Source organism: Candidatus Hamiltonella defensa 5AT (Acyrthosiphon pisum), from assembly GCF_000021705.1.
GTDB classification, from domain to species: domain Bacteria; phylum Pseudomonadota; class Gammaproteobacteria; order Enterobacterales; family Enterobacteriaceae; genus Hamiltonella; species Hamiltonella defendens.
Map to the genome: position 1 here is coordinate 1,396,469 of NC_012751.1, position 20,041 is coordinate 1,416,509.

At 39.8% G+C, this 20,041-nt stretch carries 17 protein-coding genes and 4 tRNA genes; 15 read left to right on the forward strand and 6 right to left on the reverse strand.

Going from position 1 to position 20,041, the window contains the following annotated elements; genetic code table 11:
- Nucleotides 1–62: 62 nt before the first annotated feature.
- The 13 genes from dsbB to HDEF_RS06915 all read left to right on the forward strand — a co-directional run bounded on the left by dsbB (nucleotide 63) and on the right by HDEF_RS06915 (nucleotide 12,003).
- Nucleotides 63–587 carry a disulfide bond formation protein DsbB gene (gene dsbB, locus HDEF_RS06850; RefSeq protein WP_015873911.1) on the forward strand — a complete coding sequence of 175 codons (525 nt, stop codon included), beginning with the start codon at nucleotides 63–65 and terminating at the stop codon, nucleotides 585–587.
- A 178-nt stretch (nucleotides 588–765) separates the two neighbouring features.
- Complete coding sequence (locus HDEF_RS06855; protein WP_234813250.1) at nucleotides 766–1,212, forward strand: HU family DNA-binding protein; 447 nt, start codon at nucleotides 766–768, stop codon at nucleotides 1,210–1,212.
- A 195-nt stretch (nucleotides 1,213–1,407) separates the two neighbouring features.
- On the forward strand, nucleotides 1,408–2,250 hold the full coding sequence (gene queF / locus HDEF_RS06860; RefSeq protein WP_015873913.1) for an NADPH-dependent 7-cyano-7-deazaguanine reductase QueF: 843 nt from the start codon (nucleotides 1,408–1,410) through the stop codon (nucleotides 2,248–2,250).
- Nucleotides 2,251–2,471: 221 nt separating this feature from the next.
- Nucleotides 2,472–4,373: a biosynthetic arginine decarboxylase gene (gene speA / locus HDEF_RS06865; RefSeq protein WP_015873915.1), complete on the forward strand. Its 1,902-nt coding sequence runs from the start codon at nucleotides 2,472–2,474 to the stop codon at nucleotides 4,371–4,373.
- 57 nt (nucleotides 4,374–4,430) lie between these two features.
- Nucleotides 4,431–6,440, forward strand: a complete 2,010-nt coding sequence (gene tkt, locus HDEF_RS06870; RefSeq protein ID WP_015873916.1) for a transketolase — start codon at nucleotides 4,431–4,433, stop codon at nucleotides 6,438–6,440.
- A 208-nt stretch (nucleotides 6,441–6,648) separates the two neighbouring features.
- Nucleotides 6,649–7,785 carry a hypothetical protein gene (locus HDEF_RS06875; protein WP_015873917.1) on the forward strand — a complete coding sequence of 379 codons (1,137 nt, stop codon included), beginning with the start codon at nucleotides 6,649–6,651 and terminating at the stop codon, nucleotides 7,783–7,785.
- A 332-nt stretch (nucleotides 7,786–8,117) separates the two neighbouring features.
- Nucleotides 8,118–8,190, forward strand: a tRNA-Lys gene (locus HDEF_RS06885).
- Nucleotides 8,191–8,359: 169 nt separating this feature from the next.
- Entirely contained in the window at nucleotides 8,360–9,016 is a 657-nt protein-coding gene (gene uvrY / locus HDEF_RS06890) for a UvrY/SirA/GacA family response regulator transcription factor (protein WP_015873918.1), read from the forward strand.
- Nucleotides 9,017–10,840, forward strand: coding sequence for an excinuclease ABC subunit UvrC (gene uvrC, locus HDEF_RS06895; RefSeq protein WP_015873919.1), 1,824 nt, complete (start codon nucleotides 9,017–9,019; stop codon nucleotides 10,838–10,840). It abuts the gene before it with no gap.
- 213 nt (nucleotides 10,841–11,053) lie between these two features.
- Entirely contained in the window at nucleotides 11,054–11,602 is a 549-nt protein-coding gene (gene pgsA / locus HDEF_RS06900) for a CDP-diacylglycerol--glycerol-3-phosphate 3-phosphatidyltransferase (RefSeq protein WP_015873920.1), read from the forward strand.
- Nucleotides 11,603–11,720: 118 nt separating this feature from the next.
- A tRNA-Gly gene (locus HDEF_RS06905) sits at nucleotides 11,721–11,796 on the forward strand.
- A gap of 38 nt (nucleotides 11,797–11,834) precedes the next feature.
- A tRNA-Cys gene (locus HDEF_RS06910) sits at nucleotides 11,835–11,908 on the forward strand.
- Nucleotides 11,909–11,917: 9 nt separating this feature from the next.
- Nucleotides 11,918–12,003: transfer RNA gene (locus HDEF_RS06915), tRNA-Leu, on the forward strand.
- A gap of 284 nt (nucleotides 12,004–12,287) precedes the next feature.
- Here HDEF_RS06915 and HDEF_RS12585 read toward each other — a convergent pair.
- The 5 genes from HDEF_RS12585 to HDEF_RS06935 all read right to left on the reverse strand — a co-directional run bounded on the left by HDEF_RS12585 (nucleotide 12,288) and on the right by HDEF_RS06935 (nucleotide 16,940).
- On the reverse strand, nucleotides 12,288–12,440 hold the full coding sequence (locus tag HDEF_RS12585; RefSeq protein WP_015873922.1) for a hypothetical protein: 153 nt from the start codon (nucleotides 12,438–12,440) through the stop codon (nucleotides 12,288–12,290).
- Nucleotides 12,441–12,533: 93 nt separating this feature from the next.
- On the reverse strand, nucleotides 12,534–13,079 hold the full coding sequence (gene ssb / locus HDEF_RS06920; RefSeq protein WP_015873923.1) for a single-stranded DNA-binding protein: 546 nt from the start codon (nucleotides 13,077–13,079) through the stop codon (nucleotides 12,534–12,536).
- A 283-nt stretch (nucleotides 13,080–13,362) separates the two neighbouring features.
- Nucleotides 13,363–14,580: a multifunctional CCA addition/repair protein gene (locus tag HDEF_RS06925; protein ID WP_015873925.1), complete on the reverse strand. Its 1,218-nt coding sequence runs from the start codon at nucleotides 14,578–14,580 to the stop codon at nucleotides 13,363–13,365.
- Nucleotides 14,581–15,672: a class II fructose-bisphosphate aldolase gene (gene fbaA, locus HDEF_RS06930; protein WP_015873926.1), complete on the reverse strand. Its 1,092-nt coding sequence runs from the start codon at nucleotides 15,670–15,672 to the stop codon at nucleotides 14,581–14,583.
- Between the two features lie 62 nt (nucleotides 15,673–15,734).
- Complete coding sequence (locus HDEF_RS06935) at nucleotides 15,735–16,940, reverse strand: phosphoglycerate kinase (protein ID WP_044612354.1); 1,206 nt, start codon at nucleotides 16,938–16,940, stop codon at nucleotides 15,735–15,737.
- A gap of 316 nt (nucleotides 16,941–17,256) precedes the next feature.
- Here HDEF_RS06935 and sixA point away from each other — a divergent pair, with 316 nt between their 5' ends.
- Nucleotides 17,257–17,730, forward strand: a complete 474-nt coding sequence (gene sixA, locus HDEF_RS06940) for a phosphohistidine phosphatase SixA (RefSeq protein WP_015873928.1) — start codon at nucleotides 17,257–17,259, stop codon at nucleotides 17,728–17,730.
- A gap of 21 nt (nucleotides 17,731–17,751) precedes the next feature.
- Here sixA and cysS read toward each other — a convergent pair whose 3' ends face one another.
- Nucleotides 17,752–19,137: a cysteine--tRNA ligase gene (cysS, locus tag HDEF_RS06945; RefSeq protein WP_015873929.1), complete on the reverse strand. Its 1,386-nt coding sequence runs from the start codon at nucleotides 19,135–19,137 to the stop codon at nucleotides 17,752–17,754.
- 109 nt (nucleotides 19,138–19,246) lie between these two features.
- On the opposite strand from cysS, the gene HDEF_RS06950 reads away from it, so the two are divergent.
- A complete protein-coding gene (locus HDEF_RS06950; RefSeq protein WP_015873930.1) occupies nucleotides 19,247–20,014 on the forward strand; it encodes a UDP-2,3-diacylglucosamine diphosphatase in 768 nt (255 codons plus the stop codon).
- Nucleotides 20,015–20,041 lie beyond the last annotated feature (27 nt).

A 20,041-nucleotide genomic window follows, 5' to 3' on the forward strand; every position in this document is an offset into this window, starting at 1 on the left:
TGATCACCTGAGATCATTTTACACATGGAAACGAAATCTAGATATGATGGAAATATAAAAATATGTTGCAATTACTTAAATGTTATTCTGAAAGACGTTGTATCTGGTTTTTTATTGCTTTGACGGGTTTTTGCTTTTTACTGATAGCACTTTATTTTCAATATATTCTGCTGATTTCCCCTTGTGTCTTATGTATTTATCAGCGATGCGCTTTTTTGGGGCTGATCGGAGCATCGTTACTTGCTGCTATTTATCCTAAATCTTTGTTACGGCATCTTGGTATATTGCTATGGATATACAGTGCCGCGAAAGGTCTTCAGTTCGCTTGGGAACAGGTTAAAATCCAATCAGATCCCAGTCCTTTTCATTCTTGTGTTTTACTGATGGATTTTCCTTCATGGCTTTCTTTAGATAAATGGTTGCCTTTTTTATTTGCGCCTTACAGTGATTGCGCTAGCCAACAATGGCAGTTGATGTCACTTGACATGGCACAATGCCTGATCGGTATTTTTGCTATTTATCTGTTCATTGGGGGCATTATTTTGATCAGTCAATTTGTGAAACCAGGAAGACATCATCTATCTTAGTAATGAATAAAAATTAATTACTTTAAAATCATTGGAAAAAATGGATTTCTATGCTTTATTTTATGCTGTGTTATTAGAGTTCGAGAATGTCAAATTCTGTATTACTCGCCAAAACCACATTTAATTTTTTCTTTGTTGTAATTGAGACTTCACAGGTACTGCTATCTGTTCTACATTAGTGCCTGAAAAAATGGCTGACGGCAGTAAAAGTGCGATTGCAACAGGCATATCCGTCGTGATTGATGTTTTACAAATGATAAAAAGAGATAGGGATCAATTTATGAATAAGGCTCAACTGATTGATGAAATAGCAGAAAATGCTGGTATAACAAAAATTAAAGCCAATACGGTTTTAAATATCATTTTAGATCGAATTACTGAATCTTTGAAAAAACACGAGTCAGTGCAACTCGTGGGTTTTGGTACCTTTAACGTCAAACATCGTGATGCGCGTAATGCGCGTAACCCTCAAACTGGTGAACCAATAGAACTTCCTGCATGCTATGTTCCTTCTTTGAACTTTGCAAAAGCCTTAAAAGACGCACTTAAAGGGTCAGAGGATGTGGGGGGAAAAACAAAATTAGCAGCACCAGTCAAAAAGAAGCAAAAAGTTGCCGCTAAATGACACCACTACCTGTTGTCTCACTATCTTAATATCGTCCTCGTCCTTCTTAAGGGCGAGGTTTTTTTACGTCTGCACTGAAAACACTGACCTTATTGGTTCATCGAACGACCTCCCACCAAGTCGGTCACCTCGTCATTGAGATGTGAAGTTTTTCCTGATTCCTCCCGCCACTCCTCAATTTTTAAGGACGCAAAAATGCATGATAATGAAGATGTTTATTCAAAGTATCTTGGCAAAAAATCAGACTATATAGATACTTATACACCTTCTTTATTAGAGCCTGTCCCCAGAGTGTTAGGCAGAAAAAAAATAGGGCTGATGGACGACACGCTTCCTTTCGATGGATTTGATTTATGGACCGCCTTTGAGCTGTCCTGGTTAAATCAAAAAGGAAAACCGATGGTCGGCATGGCTGAATTTAAGATACCAGCCCAATCAAAAAATTTAATTGAATCAAAATCATTAAAACTGTATCTCAATAGTTTAAACCAATCCCATTTTGATTCTTCAGAAGCACTTCAATCTGTTTTATCAAAAGACCTCTCTAACGCCGCTGTGGGAGCAGTTTACATCACTGTCTCTGAAGGAATGAAAAATGATGATTTACACATTCATCACCCTGAGGGAGTGAATATCGATGACATAGACATAGAGGTCCCTGATTACCGTTTTAATGAGGGGTATTTAAAAGACGCAACCCAGGAAACGGCCCCTTTTGTCAGTGAAACATTGATGTCACATCTTTTAAAATCCAATTGTCTGGTCACCCATCAACCCGATTGGGGCAGTGTTTTTATCAAATATGAGGGCCATCCAATAGACAAAGAAAAATTACTCAGATATATCATCTCATTTCGACAGCATCATGAATTCCATGAACAGTGTGTAGAAAGAATATTCATGGATATCAAAAAATATTGTCGTCCTGAAAAATTAACCGTTTTTGCGAGATATACTCGTAGAGGCGGATTAGATATAAATCCTTTCAGGAGTGATTATGAATCCAGCTTCAATGTCGGAAGATTAATCAGGCAATAGATTTTTTCAAAATCAACTACCGACTTCGGCTTTCTGTATTGGTTTTTTATGATCATGCTGAGTCAGGCTTTTTCGAGGCCTCTTAATTGCTTGTTGTTTTCTAAAAACAACCTCAAAATGCGCCTCTTTTATTTATTTCTTTTTTCGTCTGCCGAGCATCGTATTGCACAGAAAATGTTAAGGCTCTGGCATCTTCTTTCACTCTCCTGCAGGAAATTCATATGAATGATCGTCATGCCGAAAAAATTCGTAGAGCTTATAACGTGGCCTATTGGGGAAATGATTATTTTTATATTAATGATTTAGGCCATATCTGTGTTCGCCCAAATCCTGAGGTGTCTCAGTCTTCTATCGATCTTGCAGAACTGTTGAAAGAAAAAGAAGGAAAAAACCCTCAACCTTTGCCGGCCTTGTTTTTTTTCCCGCAAATTTTACAGCACCGTTTACATGCCATTAATAAGGCGTTCAAAAGCGCACGCGATTCTTTTGGATATCAAGGAGATTATTGTTTGGTTTATCCGATTAAGGTGAATCAGCACCGGCGTGTGATTGAATCTTTGTTGAAATCGGGCGAATCTTTAGGTTTAGAGGCGGGTTCTAAAGCAGAAATGGTCGCTGTACTGGCTTATGCCGGTGGTACGCGCTCCCTCATTGTCTGTAACGGCTATAAAGATAGAGAATATATTCGTTTGGCATTAATGGGCGAAAAGCTGGGCTATAAGGTGTATCTCGTTATCGAAAAAATGTCAGAAATTAAAATGGTATTAGAGGAAGCAAAGCGCTTAAACGTCGTCCCTCGTCTCGGTGTACGTGCTCGTTTGGCTTCAGAAGGTTCAGGAAAATGGCAGGCCAGTGGCGGAGAAAAGTCTAAATTTGGTTTATCGGCGACGCAGGTATTACAGCTGGTCGAAATATTAAAATCTGCGGATTGTTTATCTGGCTTGCAGCTTTTGCATTTTCATCTGGGCTCGCAGTTATCCAATATTCACGACATTGCCACTGGTGTCAGAGAATCGGCTCGATTTTATGTCGAATTACACAAATTGGGCGTCAAAATCAGCTGCTTTGATGTGGGGGGCGGTCTAGGTGTGGATTATGAAGGCACGCGATCACAATCGGATTGTTCGGTCAATTATGGGCTCAAAGAATATGCCAACAATGTGATCTGGGGGATTGGAGAAATCTGTAATGAAAACCATTTGCCTCATCCCACCGTAATCAGTGAATCTGGTCGAGCACTCACAGCGCATCATACCGTATTGATATCAAACGTGATCGGCGTTGAACGTAATGAGTTTAGCCCTCCTCAAGCCCCTGAAAAACATTCGCCCCGTGCATTAGAAAGTCTATGGTACACCTGGCAAGAAATGCAAAAACCAGATCATAGACACTCATTAAGAGAATGTTTACATGACAGTCAAAGGGATTTACAGGATGTGCATACGCAATATACGCATGGCATATTAGATTTAAAGCAACGCGCTTGGGCAGAACAACTGTATCTGCAGATTTGCCATCACATTCAAAAAGAGCTCGATCCGAGTGATCGGGCACACAGGACCATGATTGATAATTTACAGGAGCGCATGGCGGATAAATTGTACGTTAATTTTTCATTATTTCAGTCATTGCCAGATGCTTGGGGCATTAATCAATTGTTTCCGATATTACCATTGGAAGGATTAAATCAACGCCCTGAGCGTCGAGCGGTTTTGCTGGATATTACCTGCGATTCTGATGGCATTATTGAGCATTATGTGGATGGCGATGGTGTAGCGAACACCTTGCCTATACCACCCTACGATGCTGAAAATCCCCCTATATTAGGATTTTTTATGGTAGGGGCCTATCAAGAAATCCTTGGAAATATGCATAATTTATTTGGCGACACAGCCGTAGTAGAAGTCAGCCTTGATGAACAAGAAAAAATTTCAGTGAAGATAGATAATCCAGGGAATACGGTTTCTGATATGTTGAAATACGTAAAATTAGATCCGAAGGCATTGCTCGCGTACTTTGCTCAAAAAATCAAAAAAACGGATTTAAATGCTCAGTTACAAATGGCATTTTTGGAAGAATTTGAAGCAAGCTTGTACGGGTATACCTATCTTGAACACGACTAAAAAACGATCAGCAAAAACAAATATTCACGCACTTTTTAATACTCTCTGGAGCAAAATATGATTTTTCATCAAACCCTCTCTAGAAAAGAATGCGCTAATGCCATTCGCGCGCTCAGTATAGATGCGGTACAAAAAGCAGGATCAGGGCATCCAGGTGCCCCGATGGGTATGGCAGATATCGCCCAGGTGTTATGGTGTGATTATTTAAAACACAATCCACGACACCCTGATTGGTGTGACAGAGATCGCTTTGTTTTATCGAACGGGCATGCTTCCATGTTGCTTTATAGCCTGCTGCATCTCACAGGCTACGATCTTTCGATAGAAGAAATAAAAAATTTCAGACAACTACATTCTAAAACACCAGGGCACCCAGAATATGGCTATACGCCTGGGGTAGAAACCACCACAGGCCCCTTAGGGCAAGGGATTGCAAATGCCGTGGGTTTGGCGATTGCAGAGCGAACCCTGGGTGCCCAGTTTAATCGTCATGGATACCCTATAGTGGATCATCATACCTATGCTTTTATGGGAGATGGATGCATGATGGAAGGGATTTCTCATGAGGTCTGTTCATTAGCGGGCACGTTACAATTAGGGAAATTGATTGTCTTTTACGATGACAACGATATTTCTATTGATGGTCATGTGAGCGGATGGTTTACGGATAATACGGCCGGGCGTTTCATGGCTTATGGTTGGCATGTCATTGACACAATAGATGGCCATCATCCTGAGTCGATTAAATCGGCTATTGAAGAAGCACGTTCTGTTCCAGACAAACCCTCGTTATTGATTTGTAAAACCACCATTGGTTATGGTTCGCCAAACAAAGCCGGCAGTCATGATGTGCACGGCGCGCCTTTAGGTACCGCTGAGGTTGAGGCCGTGCGAGCAGAGCTTGGGTGGCCATATCCTCCTTTTGAGATCCCCAGTGAGATATATCAGGCTTGGGATGCAAAAGAAAAAGGCCAATCGCAACAAGCGCGTTGGGACCAATTGTTTTCAGATTATGCCAAAGCGTACCCCGAGCTGGCCTTAGAATTTAAGCGCCGCATCCAGGGTGCATTACCGGCTGATTTTGAGCCTCAATCCCATCAATTTATTCAAAATTTACAAGCGAATCCGGCGAACATTGCGAGCCGTAAAGCTTCCCAAAACACTTTAGAGGCTTTTGGCCAAATATTACCAGAATTGATGGGGGGATCTGCCGATTTAGCGCCCAGTAATTTAACCCTTTGGTCTGGTTCCAAATCTATCAAAACAGATCCCATGGGCAATTACATTCATTACGGTGTCAGAGAATTTGGCATGTCGGCCATCATGAACGGCATCGCGCTTCATAGTGGCTTTATTCCTTATGGCGCGACCTTTTTGATGTTTGTTGAATATGCACGAAACGCAGTGCGTATGGCGGCTTTGATGAAAATTCGCTGTCTTTTCGTTTACACCCATGATTCTATTGGATTAGGAGAAGACGGCCCGACTCATCAACCGGTGGAACAAATGGCCAGCTTACGTGTCACACCCAATTTAAGTGTATGGCGCCCTTGCGATCAGGTGGAATCGGCCGTCGCATGGCAATTGAGCGTCCAACGGACAGAAGGCCCCAGTGTGCTGATTTTTTCTCGCCAAAATTTACAACAACAATCAAGAACACAAAAACAATTAGACAGCATCAAAAAAGGGGGATACATCCTCAAAGATGCTGAAGGTCAGCCTGAATTAATTTTGATGGCAACAGGATCTGAAGTGAGTTTAGCCATCTCGGCAGCTGAACGATTAACTGAAATGGGTCATAAAGTGCGAGTGGTTTCTATGCCTTCCACTGATCTGTTTGATCAACAGACTGCAAAGTATCGCGATGAGGTTTTACCTGGCAAAGTGTCTGCTCGATTAGCCATAGAAGCGGGTATTGCCGATTTTTGGTACAAATATGTAGGCCTGAAAGGTGACGTCATTGGCATGAGCAGTTTTGGCGAATCGGCACCCGCCGAGTGTTTGTTTAAAGCATTTGGTTTCACGATTGATCATGTGGTTGCCAAAGCAAAAGCGCTTTTACAATAACGGGTTATCTTCATTTTTATTTCGAACGAGATCTTGATTTAATACCTCAGGTGATTACCTGAAAATCAGTCATTAAACGAAAAATGTATTGTTAATATTTTAATATTACCTTTTAATAAAGGTTCATGAGATAGACAAAAACAAAATTGAGATCAATAAATTTTATTTATTGATCAAATCTAACTGACTTTTTAATAGGTAAAATAATATGATAACTGAACCAGCAACAAATGCCTCTATCGTGTTTTTTGATAATGATAACGAAATGCAGAAAATACAAGGATTTTTAAAACAAGCCCGCAATTGTGGTATTAAGATTATTCCACATACTCAGTCTGTATCAGACATAAAAAAGCTTTTAAAAGAAAATAAATTTATTGTCATTCAAAAAAATCAAATAGTAAAAATATCAGACAATAAAAATCAATATGAATTTGGCTGTGAAGAAACGGCACCAAAAAAATACGAATTCAAAATAGAAAATAGTTCTAATGCTGTGAAAAAAAATATATCTTCAGTTATTAAAGGGCAAAAAAACATTAAAGAAGAAATTACAAATATCTGCAAAGATTCAGAAATTTTAAATATTTGCTCACGGGAGTTTTTAGATATAATACGGGATAAAAAATTAGTAAACTTGGAGCCAGAGAATCAAATAATTCCGTTAAAGAAAAAAATATTTACAGAAAAACCAGACGCCAAAATAATAATAGATGCAGAAAATTTAGAATTAAAAAAAGAAGTTCAACACCTCAAATTGAATTATTCCAATTTAAGCAACTTCACTGGTGAGCAAGGTCAAATTATCCGATCTCTTATAAAACAAAAAGATGAAAAAGATGGAGAATTAAATAACTTAAAAAGTAAGATTATCGGTTACCATATATCAGAAGAGAATTTGCAACGTCATAATACTTTACTCATCAAGAGTGATAAATCAAAAAATAAGATGATTACATCTTTGAAAGAAAAAAACACAGCCTTAGAAATAAAAAATAAAGCCTTAGAAGAAGAAAAAAACGCTTTACAGAGTCGGCTTGCTCAATTAGAGAACTCTATTAAAAGCTCAGGTTACACAGCAACGTTTGATTCAGTCATTTTAACTCAATCTCATCAGGAGAATCAAAATGATGATCAAAATACTATCGATTTACATGAACGAATTAAATGCTTGCAAAGCGACCTTGATAGTACAAAATCAGAGCTTAATGATATAAAATCATCTCTTGATGAAGCATGCAACTTTGCAGAAAAGAAAATGAAGGAGAATATTATGTTGAAAGCTAAATATAATAAGTTGCTGTTAGAACATGATGCGGCACGTGAAGAATTAGAGCGGATCTAAAAAATAAAGCTGTATATAGAGCAAGCAAAAGCTGACGAAGTATCGTCAAAAGCCTCTGACGTATCTTGAGTAATAATAGAATAAGAGGAATGATATTTTTGAAAAAATGTCACATTCGTGCTGACCTCGAGGCCAGTGCGGTATCGTTAGCTATGCTGCATATTATCGGCCTTGCTCCCAGCATGAAAATCTTTGTTATGGTTATCGTTAAGCTCGCGATGAATACACAAAAATATGCATTTAACCTATTGGTTATTATTATAAAATAATCCCTAAATACCCTGATTAAATGTTTGACAGTATGGGTAAAAAAGACAATAATTCACGGCTATGGGTCGTTAGCTCAGTCGGTAGAGCAGTTGACTCTTAATCAATTGGTCGCAGGTTCGATCCCTGCACGACCCATAAGATTGTTCTTTTAATGACGTATTTTCAACATATTTTCCATTCTATATATTTCATATTTTCCTTTTTTAATGCTTAATTAACGAATATTTTCTTGTATAAAAACAGTTGACCATTTTTATGTAAAAAAAAAAGTTAAGCCACTTTTTTAATTTTTGGAGAATTTTGCTTGATTAGCGTTTTTCTTGTTGATGACCACGAACTCGTGCGGGCAGGGATACGACGCATTCTAGAAGATATTAGAGGTATCAAAGTTGCCGGTGAAGCAGAATGTGGTGAAAACGCAGTAAAGTGGTGTCGCAGCAATCCAATTGATGTTGTTTTAATGGATATGAGTATGCCTGGTATAGGTGGACTCGAAGCGATTAGGAAAATTTTGAGATTTTCTCCTGGCGTTAAAGTCATTATGCTGACGATACATACAGAAAATCCATTGCCAGCGAAAGTCATGAAAGCGGGTGCAAGTGGCTATTTAAGCAAAGGAGCCGCACCTAAAGAAGTCATTAGCGCCATCAGAGCGGTTCACTCAGGGCAACGTTATATTGCGTCTGATATCGCCCAAAAAATTGCTTTAAGCCACATTGAGCCGCCTCCCTCTACCCCATTTTGTTGTCTTTCTGATCGTGAATTACAAATTATGCTCATGATAACAAAAGGGCAAAAAGTGAATGAAATATCCCAACAACTGCACTTAAGCCCAAAAACAATCAATAGTTATCGCTATCGCCTCTTTAATAAACTCAATATCAGTGGCGATGTTGCTTTAACTCATTTGGCGATAAAGCACGGTTTATTTAATACTTCGACTCTTTCTAACAGTGAATGAATGTTTTATGCCGAAGAATTTTTAAAAACAGTCACACATCAGCTTGGTGTATATCGTATGTACGATACGACTGGGGCTGTTATTTATGTCGGTAAAGCGAAAGATCTGAAGAAACGTCTCACCAGCTATTTTCGAAAACAGGTCAGCAGCCATAAGACAGAAGCTTTAGTAAAACATATTTTTAAAATTGATGTTACAGTCACGCACTCTGAAACAGAAGCACTATTACTAGAACACAATTATATCAAGCGTTATCAGCCAAGGTACAATGTGCTTTTACGCGATGATAAGTCTTATCCTCTTATTTTTCTGAGTGCAGAAAATCATCCCCGTCTCACCATCCATCGTGGAGCGAGACATCAAAAAGGAGATTATTTTGGGCCCTTCCCAAATTCTTATGCAGTCAGAGAAACCTTAACCTTATTACAAAAACTTTTTCCCGTACGACAATGTGAAAACACGGTATACCGAAATCGCTCACGCCCCTGTTTACAGTATCAAATTAAGCGATGTTCTGGTCCTTGCGTTAAAGGATTAACCAGTGACGAAGAATATCAACAGCAGGTGAATTATGTCCGTTTGTTTCTCTCTGGAAAAGATCAACAAGTATTAAACAAATTGGTATCTCAGATGGAAGAGGCCAGTCGATCAATGGATTTTGAAAAAGCCGCTCGCATTCGTGATCAAATTCAATCCGTTCGGCAGGTCACCGAAAAGCAATTTGTTTCTGGGGATAATCAAGATCTCGATGTCATAGCAGTGGCTTTTGAGGCTGGCTTAGCTTGTGTCCATGTTTTATTTATTCGTTATGGCAAGGTATTAGGTAGTCGCAGCTATTTTCCTAAGGTACCTGGAGGCACAAAATTGGGTGAGGTGGTCGAAACTTTTGTTGGACAATTTTATTTAGCAGGTAGTGAAATGAGAACGCTCCCGAAGGAAATTTTACTCAATTTCTCTTTACCTGAAAAAACTGCGCTTTCTTCTTTATTAACAGAACGAGCAGGTCAAAAAATTCAAATACAAAATTGTCCTAGAGGAGATCGAGCCCGTTACTTAAAACTGGCCTCTACTAATGCTGTTAGTGCCTTAAGCACCCGTTTATCCCAAAAATCCACCTTTCACAGCAGACTCAAAGCGTTAGAAATTGTCTTGAATCTCACACCGATAAAACGTATGGAATGCTTTGATATTAGTCATCATATGGGAGAACAAACGGTTGCTTCTTGTGTTGTTTTTAACGAACAGGGCCCTGTGAAATCAGAATATAGACGTTATAACATAGTGGGTCTCCCCCCGGGAGACGATTATGCTGCCATGTCACAGGTGCTACAACGCCGTTATAGTAAATCATTAAAAGACGAACAAATCCCCGATATTATTTTTATTGATGGAGGTAAAGGGCAATTAGCAAAGGCGATAGATATGTTCTCTGCCTTAAAGGTGTGCTGGAACAAAGACAAACCGAAGCTGGTTGCTGTTGCAAAAGGCAGTGAACGTAAGCCTGGATTGGAAACATTATTTTTTTATGTTACAGGGAAGGGGATGTCTTTACCTTGTGATTCATTGGCACTACATTTAATTCAGCATATTCGTGACGAGTCACATACCCATGCGATCACAGGGCATCGGCGACGTCACGCTAAAATAAAAAATACCAGCATGTTAGAAATGATTGAGGGCGTTGGTCCTCGCCGCAGACAAATGTTATTAAAATATATGGGTGGACTAAAACCTTTACTGAATGCCAGTGTTGAAGAGATCGCTAAAATTCCAAATATCTCTCGAATATTGGCTCAAAAAATTTATAATGCACTGAAACAGTGAGCTGATATTGCAAACTATTTTTGATACTTAGGCCTGTTGTAAAACAGTGGCAAGGATTGTTAGCAAGACTCTCCGAGCAAAGCCACCGAATCTATATAGAATAAAGACGGCAAACCCACTGGTTTATAAAAAATGAGGAACTCAGAAGTCATAGTCTGTAACAGGTTTTGCAAGTCAGCCTCATCACCGCTCCCTGACAAAGATTGCCACATTATGCAAATAAATATACCCACTTGGCTCACCATATTACGTCTTGCCTTCATTCCTTTTTTCATTGTGGCGTTTTATTTGCCTTTTTCATGGGCTCCTCTTACCTGTGCAATGATATTCGTATTAGCAGCAGCGACAGATTGGTTTGATGGATTTTTAGCTTCTCGATGGAAGCAAACCACTCGATTTGGGGCTTTTCTTGATCCTGTGGCAGATAAAATCATCGTCGCGATTGCATTAATACTGATCAGCGAACGTTATCATGTGTGGTGGGTAACATTACCTGCTGCCACGATGATATCCCGTGAAATTATCGTTTCTGCATTACGTGAATGGATGGCTGAATTGGGGAAGCATAATAGCATTGTGGTTTCGAAACTGGCCAAACTAAAGACAACAGTACAAATGATTTCATTGATAGGATTACTTTGGTCTCCGGGATACAATGTTGAAATGATCAGCATGATTTTATTGTACGTAGCGACCGTGCTGAGTTTTTCGTCGATGTTTCGATATTTTAATGCCGTTTGGAAAAATTTTTTGAATGGGTGATCAATAATCACTTAAAAAAGCTCAATATGCTGTCTTAATTAAATAATTTTTATTGACTCATCACGTTAGGTAAGTAGAATGCATCGCAGTTTAAAGAGCAAGAAAATATGACCTTATTGCGGGAATAGCTCAGTTGGTAGAGCACGACCTTGCCAAGGTCGGGGTCGCGAGTTCGAGTCTCGTTTCCCGCTCCAAATTAAATAAATGAATGTCATTTTTATGAAATGACTCCGGCGCGTTAACAAAGCGGTTATGTAGCGGACTGCAAATCCGTATAGTCCGGTTCGACTCCGGAACGCGCCTCCAGATTTACAAGCCCGGGTGGTGGAATCGGTAGACACGAGGGACTTAAAATCCCTTGGCTTATGGCTGTGCGGGTTCAAGTCCCGCCTCGGGTACCACTATTTATTCATATTATTATTAATATCCGCTTATTGAGACACCGTCTTGGCGCTCGTGATGTAATTGTCATTTTTTCATCAAAGTGAATACCGGATTTCAACACATCAATCATATACTCATCTAACCTGAAAGTACTGGTTTTATGGCACTGTTAATGAAAGTCAATTAAAGCGCTTAAGGCAAGCCATGGCGAAGAAAGAAAGAAAGAAAGAAAGAAAGAAAGAAAATAAGGTAACATCAAGCGTATCAAAGCGTAAAGAAGCCTTTTATGTTTTTTTATTTTTCAAAAAAAACGTTCAATAGCAGAGCGGCGAATCATAGGCTCTTTTCCATTTTGACGAATCAGGTTTCTCACTTCACTCAATTCATAGCCCTTGTCTGATATCACTTCCTTCACCTTTATCCAGTTTTCTACTGCCCATGGCTTAACCAGCACATCCGTCTTTTGGTCCTCACATAAGCAAGCACTTATAAGTATCTTACCTGAAAGGCTCCAAAACCGTAGCCGTAGTTTTAAAAAAATCGCCTATTAGAATGGAATATCGTCATCAAAATCTTCTCCTGAAGGTACTGAATGAACTGGTGATGAAAAAGCAGTCGATCGTTCTTTAGTTACTGTTTTAGTGCTATTTAATAAATGGCCACTTTGCATTTGCGACTGTTGTGATTCCCACTCCGAAGCGGTATTGCTAATAGAGATATTGGAAGCAGGGACGATCGCATTTTGGCGATTTCCAAGCATTTGCATGCTGCCGGTGACACCTACGATCACTTCTGTCGTATAACGATCTTGGCCATTTTGATCGGTCCATTTACGAGTTTGTAAAGCGCCTTCAATATAAACTTGCGACCCTTTGCGCAAATATTTTTCAGCTACTTCTGCTAATTTTCCGAATATCACGACCCTGTGCCATTCTGTTTTTTCCTTTTGCTCTTCTGTCTGCTTATCACGCCAACTTTCAGAAGTTGCGATAGTAATGTTAGTAACAGGGTTACCACTTGGCATACGGCGAACCTCTGGATCTTGGCCTAGATACCCCACTAAAATCACCTTATTGATACCTCTACTCGCCATAAAATTCTCCCCATGAAATATGGGCTCTAGTATAAAATAATAACTTTAATATTGCTAAAGTTTAAAATATGTTTTTGTCAAATTTGCGAAGCACATTGCAAATGCGTGAAATCATCTGAGTACATACCTATACCTAATTAACCATTAACCTGAAGATTAAAGATTAAGTATCTGAAAATAGTCGTTAATACGACTTGTTAAATTTGCAGCAATCACAGGTAAAGTATTTCCAAAAAATCCGGGGCAGGCCAATAAAATACCAATTGATTTGTAGTGGTGGTTATCATGTTTTCTGTTTTTGCCATTGATCTAATGCTTGGTTACGGCGACGTGTTAACTCCTTTTGTATAGCCTCTTTCCGAAAACCGCCTTCAAGAATTTTTTTGACTGAAACCGCCCGCGCGATATTAAACGCTTCTCTTACATACTGCGCTTGATAGTCATGCTTGCCTTCGACTCCTCCTTCGGTACTTTCATCCGCTTTACTGATGAGGATCAGTTGTTCTAAACGATAGGGTTTTCGCCAAAGATCGAGCTCATCAAAAAAGTTTAATAAAAGGGGAAAAGAGAGTCTGTTTATGATCGTAACCAGACCGCGATATTTGAGTGTGTGTTTGAGCAGTTCCCTGAACAGATTCGGTAATTTTAAGCGTTCACAGAGTTGCTCTATTTTATTCAGATCACATAAAGGAACCCGTTTTAAAACGGCACGATCGTGCGTACCTAAAACATCATACTCAGTGAGTTTTTTCCCTAAAATATGACAAAGTGCGGCAAAGCGGACTTCCTTTTGATCGGTAAGCTTAGCGGCAATGGAAAGAGTCGATAATCCATGTGAAAGAGGGCAGCGTAGAGGGGAACAAAGTGTGTCTATTTCAGGGAAAAGCACCAATATGGCTGAACAATGCTTCAATACTTGAAAATAAATGTGAGGACTGGGACTGAGCAAAGCTTTTTCTGTTTCTTTCCAAACTCTTTCTGGTGATAGCGTCAGCAACTCGCCGCTTTGGGATATCTTTGTCATCAAATCCAAAGTCACTGAATCAATGCTAAAACCCAAATGAGCAAACTGAGCGGCAAACCGAGCCACTCTCAACACCCGAAGAGGATCTTCAATAAAAGCCTCTGAAACATGTCGCAATATAAGCTGATTCAGGTCTTTTTCGCCTTGATAGGGATCTATCAAATCGCCTTTATCATTACAGGCAATTGCATTGATAGTCAGATCACGGCGCAGTAAATCTTCTTCCAGAGTTACGTCGGGTGAGGCATAACAGGCAAAACCGGTATGGCCCTCTGCCATTTTGCGCTCTGTTCGAGCCAACGCATATTCTTCTTTTGTCTCGGGGTGAAGAAAAACAGGAAAATTTTTCCCCACTTTTTTATATCCCAAAAGAAGCATTTCTTCAGGCGTAGCACCGACAACGACCCAATCTCGCTCTGTGACGGGTAATTTTAGCAACCTGTTGCGAACCGCACCTCCAACCAGATAAACATTCATTTATGATGTTGATGACAGGGAGTCAACCGCATTAAGATCTGCAAATGCTTGCTTTAGACGTTCTATCATACTGAGCTGAGCTGAGCGCAGCCATACTCTGGGATCATAATACTTTTTATTTGGCCGATCAGCCCCTTCAGGGTTGCCGAGCTGATGCTGCAAATAAAGCTCATTTTTTTTATAATACTGTAACACCCCCTCCCAGGTCGCCCATTGCGTGTCTGTGTCGATATTCATTTTGATTACGCCGTAACCAAGCGCTTCTTTAATTTCTTTAGCGCTCGAACCTGATCCCCCATGAAATACAAAATTTAAGCTGTTAGGAGGCAAACTAAATTTTTTGGAAACATACTGTTGAGAATCGCGCAATATTGTCGGCGTCAGTTGAACATTACCGGGTTTATAGACTCCGTGGACATTACCAAATGCGGCGGCAATTGTGAAACGAGGGCTGATCTGATGCAATTTTTCATAAGCATAAGCCACGTCTTCTGGCTGAGTGTAGAGCGATGAATTATCAAGATGGCTATTATCAACGCCGTCTTCTTCACCACCAGTACAACCCAATTCAATCTCTAGAGTCATTCCTAATTTCTCCATACGCTTGAGATATTGGCTGCAAGTATCGATATTGTCTTTTAAAGATTCTTCCGACAGATCGATCATATGGGATGAAAATAAAGGTATGCCTGTTTTGTCAAAATGTTTTTCTCCAGCATCTAATAAGCCATCTAACCATGGAAGCAATTTTTTTGCACAATGATCTGTGTGCAAAATAACTGGAATACCGTAATGTTCTGCCATTTGGTGGACATGATAAGCGCCAGAAATTGCACCCAGTATCGCTGACCCTTGAGTTTCTGACGAAGTAATGCCTTTACCTGCAATAAACGCGGCTCCACCATGAGAAAATTGAATAATGACAGGGGCTTTGGCTTTGGATGCCGCTTCTAATACGGCGTTGATGGAATCTGTCCCCACACAGTTCACCGCAGGCAGCGCAAATTGATGTTTTTTTGCGATAGAAAAGATTTTTTGTACGTCATCTCCCGTCACAACGCCGGGTTTTATCACATGAAATAGTGTTGACATTTTATGTCCTAAAATTGAGTGAATAAAAATAGGCAAACCTAAAAGAAAAATAGAGTTTAGTGTTATGATTCTTTTTTATTGTAAGCATTCATGTCTACCTGATAACGCTTTTCTAACATCGCTACTGCGGGCAATGCTTTGCCTTCAACAAATTCTAAAAAAGCCCCGCCTCCTGTAGAGATATAAGAAATGCGATCAGCAATAGAAAAGAGATCGATTGCCGCGAGTGTATCCCCACCTCCAGCGATAGAAAAAGCCTCGCTGTCAGCAATCGCTCGTGCCAATGTTTCAGTACCTTTGCGAAAATTAGGAAATTCAAACACGCCCACTGGACCATTCCATAAAATGGTTTTTGCGTTTTTTAAAATCCTCACTAAATGTGTCGCAGAAACATCACCAATATCCAAAATTTTTTCATCGGAATTGACTTGATCAACGGGCTTTAGAGTGGCCTGAGCGGTTTCAGAAAATTCAGTGGCCACACGGACATCGGTAGGGATAGGAATATCACAGGTTTCCAGGAGTTTTTTGGCTTCAGGAATCAAATCTGCTTCGTGAAGCGATTGACCGATATTATGGCCAAGTGCGGCCAAAAAAGTATTGGAAATACCCCCTCCAACAATCAATTGATCGGCCACTTTAGATAAGGCTTCCAAAGCGGTCAGTTTGGTTGACACCTTAGAGCCGCCTACAACGGCGACCATAGGTCGTGCCGGATGACTTAACGCTTGATTTAATGCCTGTAGTTCGTTCGATAATAAGGGGCCCGCGCATGAAATAGGGGCGTATTGACCGACACCTTCGGTCGAGGCCTGTGCACGATGCGCGGTACCAAAGGCATCCATCACATAGACATCACACAGAGCAGCATACTGTTGAGAGAGCTGAACATCGTTTTTTAATTCCCCCTTGTTAAATCGCACATTTTCGAGAACCACTAATTCACCAGGCACTACATCGATACCATGAAGATAGTCTTTAACAAAACGGATGGGAAAGGGGCATTCAGAATAGAGGTGGTTTTTGAGGTAATTGACGACAGGCAATAAAGAAAAAGCGGCGTCGTATTGCCCTTCAGTTGGGCGACCTAAATGCGAGGCCACCATGACTTTTGCTCCTTGTTTAAGTGCCGCTGTAATCGTGGGCAATGATGCACGGATCCGCGCATCAGAAATCACTTCTCCGTTTTTAAGCGGAACATTGAGGTCAGAGCGAATTAGAAGGCGCTGACCCGCCAAATCTACATCAGACATTTTAATAAAAGGCATGAAAATTTTCTCTTGTATCAATAGACTTCTTGAAAAACCTTAGCAAGGGTTGTGAATTTGATAAAATGAAGACTGGGTACTTTATCATTCATATCTCACTCAAACATGATGATATTTTATTTTAAAAAATTATAAATACATGAGTAAAATATTAATTTTAATATAATTAATTTATTTCGCTTAAATCGCAAAGATATCAGGTTTTTACTGGAGTAAAAAATTGAACCAAAAGGCGCATACTTACTATCTCATAATCCCCAGAAAAAATATCTGCGTTGTCTCTATTTATATGACACTTCAAAAAACGGTAGTCAATATGAAAATTTTTATTATGCGTCACGGGGACGCAGAGTTTAATGCCAAAACAGATGCACAAAGGTTTCTAAGCCTATTTGGTAGAGAGCAAGCTCGCCGAATGGCTTATTGGTTAAATAAAAAATCCATTAATTTTGACCAGGTTTTAGTGAGCCCGTATTTACGAGCCCAACAAACATTGGAAGTGTTACGTGAAATTTTAGTTTTACCTAAAAATCAAAAAATGATGTCAGAGCTGACGCCTGGAGGAGATCCTGAGTGGATCTCTCATTACCTTAAAACATTAGCAAAAAAAGGATATTCATCGGTATTGCTTATATCCCATCTGCCTCTGGTAGATTATTTGGTATCAGAATTTTGCCCCAAACAATCCCCCCTTGTATTCCATACGGCAGCCATGACGCATCTTGATTTAGATATTGATAAAAATGAAACCTCTTTAAATTGGCACATCACCCCTGCTCAAGCGAAATGAGTTTTCTGATTATCAAACGAGTTATCTTCTTCGCCAGTTCGTGCCATTTTCAGTATCTTCAACCACAACGCCCATTTCAAATAATCGAGTTCGGGCATTGTCTGCTTCCTCCCAGTTTTTATGAGCACGAGCCAGGTTGCGTTTCTCGATTAAATCGGCAATTTCGGCGCTTTGATGCCGGTCATCTTTTTCAGGATTGAGAAGAGACAACAGGCTGCCGCTCTCGAGCAAACCCAAGACTTTACCCATCTTCCTTAATTGAGCCGCCAAGCCATCCGCTGCCTTTGGGTGTTCTTTTTTTAATTTATTGATTTCACGTGCAGTGTCGAATAATACGGCATAGGCTTCAGGTGTATTGAAATCATCATTCATGGCTGAAACAAAGCGTTTCTCGAAGGACTCCCCCCCTTCTGGAAAGGCTTTCTGATTGGTGTCCCGCAAGGCGGTATATAAACGTGTCAGCGCAATACGAGCTTGCTTAAGGTTTTCTTCAGTGTAATTGAGCGGGCTACGATAATGTGCAGACAACAAAAAATAACGAAGGGTTTCTGGATCATAACGCTGCAACAGATCCCGAATGGTGCAAAAATTATTAAGGGATTTTGACATTTTTTCTTTATTGATCATGATCATGCCAGAATGCATCCAACAATTCACATAGGGGGCTTTATGAGCACAGATAGATTGCGCCATTTCATTTTCGTGATGGGGAAACATTAAATCTGCGCCGCCACCATGAATATCAAAATGTGGCCCTAACGCTTTGGCATTCATTGCAGAACATTCTATATGCCAACCTGGACGTCCTTCTCCCCAGGGCGAGGGCCAATGAGGCTCATTGGGTTTAGACATTTTCCACAAAACAAAATCCATTGGATGATGTTTGCTTTCCATGACCTCTACTCGAGCGCCTGCCTGTAATTGTTCTAAATTTTGACGGGACAATAAGCCATAATGAGGATTTTTTTCGACTGAAAAGAGGACATCTCCATTAGCAGCCACATAAGCATATTTTTGATCCAGTAACTGTTGGGTCAATGTAATCATTTCTGTAATATGCTCCGTCGCCCGCGGCTCTAAATCAGGTCTTAATAGGTTTAGTTCATCAAAATCCCGATACATTTCTTTTAACATCTGTGCTGTTAATGCTTCACAACTTTGATGATTCTGAGACGCTCTTTGAATAATTTTATCATCGATATCCGTGATATTACGAACATAAGTCAGAGAGTATCCCAAATAACGTAAATAACGAGCCACAACATCAAAAACGACAAAAGTGCGGGCGTGCCCAATATGACAGAGATCATATATGGTGACACCGCACACATACATACCCACTGTATTTGGGTGAATAGGTGTAAATAGTTCTTTTTTTCGATTGAATGTATTAAAAATTTTTAACATACAAAGATCCCGTTTTTTTTATTTTTGATGGGTGTTTTTAATTTTTACATCATTTTTTTGAATAATATATTCATAATATCATGCTTTTTTATTCTCTTGAGGGCTTAAAATGAGCACGCTTTTTATTGGTGATATTCATCTCAGCGTTGAGTATCCAGAAATCACAAAAAATTTTTTCAGATTTTTGCAAACAGAAGCCACTCAAGCTGAAAGCCTCTATATTTTAGGTGATCTATTTGACAAATGGATAGGCGATGATGATCCCCATCCTTTTTACCGGGAAGTCGCGGCTGAATTGTTTGCTTTGAAAAAAAAAGGGATCCCCTGTTATTTTATTCACGGCAATCGCGATTTTTTGATAGGCCAGGCTTTTGCTGACGAAAGCGGTATGATCTTACTTCCAGAATGCAAGGTTATTCAACTTTATGACTACAATATATGCATATTGCACGGTGACACACTTTGTACGAAAGATACTGAGTACCAGATTTTTCGTAAAATAGCCCACCATCGTTTTATTCAGAGGCTTTTTCTATGCTTGCCACTTTCTTTCCGTTTTTACATTGCGAAAAAATTGCGGCTCCAAAGTGGAGAGCAAAATAAAAAAAAAGGGGAAGAAATCATGGATGTTGATCCTCAATCGGTGCTCGATCTGATGGCCTGTCATGATGTTGATTGGATTATCCACGGCCATACTCACAGACCTGCTATTCACAACATTGAGATGATCGTAACGCCTTTATTATCATCAAAAAAAATCGCGCGGCGTGCCGTGTTGAGTGCTTGGCACAATGAAGGATCCATGATAAAGGTCACCTTTGATGCGATTGAGCTCATTTTTTTTCCATTTCGGGTGTCTGATTTCGAAAAAATCTGAGCGTTAACTTTATTATTAGATATGGAG

Excerpts from the sequence above, each read along its gene's own strand:
- pgsA (WP_015873920.1), top strand. The coding sequence starts at position 11,054 with ATGCAAATAAATATACCCACTTGGCTCACCATATTACGTCTTGCCTTC.
- dsbB (WP_015873911.1), top strand. The coding sequence starts at position 63 with ATGTTGCAATTACTTAAATGTTATTCTGAAAGACGTTGTATCTGGTTT.
- sixA (WP_015873928.1), top strand. The coding sequence starts at position 17,257 with ATGAAAATTTTTATTATGCGTCACGGGGACGCAGAGTTTAATGCCAAA.
- tkt (WP_015873916.1), top strand. The coding sequence starts at position 4,431 with ATGATTTTTCATCAAACCCTCTCTAGAAAAGAATGCGCTAATGCCATT.
- ssb (WP_015873923.1), bottom strand. The coding sequence starts at position 13,079 with ATGGCGAGTAGAGGTATCAATAAGGTGATTTTAGTGGGGTATCTAGGC.
- queF (WP_015873913.1), top strand. The coding sequence starts at position 1,408 with ATGCATGATAATGAAGATGTTTATTCAAAGTATCTTGGCAAAAAATCA.
- HDEF_RS06950 (WP_015873930.1), top strand. The coding sequence starts at position 19,247 with ATGAGCACGCTTTTTATTGGTGATATTCATCTCAGCGTTGAGTATCCA.
- speA (WP_015873915.1), top strand. The coding sequence starts at position 2,472 with ATGAATGATCGTCATGCCGAAAAAATTCGTAGAGCTTATAACGTGGCC.
- HDEF_RS06925 (WP_015873925.1), bottom strand. The coding sequence starts at position 14,580 with ATGAATGTTTATCTGGTTGGAGGTGCGGTTCGCAACAGGTTGCTAAAA.
- cysS (WP_015873929.1), bottom strand. The coding sequence starts at position 19,137 with ATGTTAAAAATTTTTAATACATTCAATCGAAAAAAAGAACTATTTACA.
- fbaA (WP_015873926.1), bottom strand. The coding sequence starts at position 15,672 with ATGTCAACACTATTTCATGTGATAAAACCCGGCGTTGTGACGGGAGAT.
- HDEF_RS06935 (WP_044612354.1), bottom strand. The coding sequence starts at position 16,940 with ATGCCTTTTATTAAAATGTCTGATGTAGATTTGGCGGGTCAGCGCCTT.
- uvrC (WP_015873919.1), top strand. The coding sequence starts at position 9,017 with ATGTTTTATGCCGAAGAATTTTTAAAAACAGTCACACATCAGCTTGGT.
- HDEF_RS06875 (WP_015873917.1), top strand. The coding sequence starts at position 6,649 with ATGATAACTGAACCAGCAACAAATGCCTCTATCGTGTTTTTTGATAAT.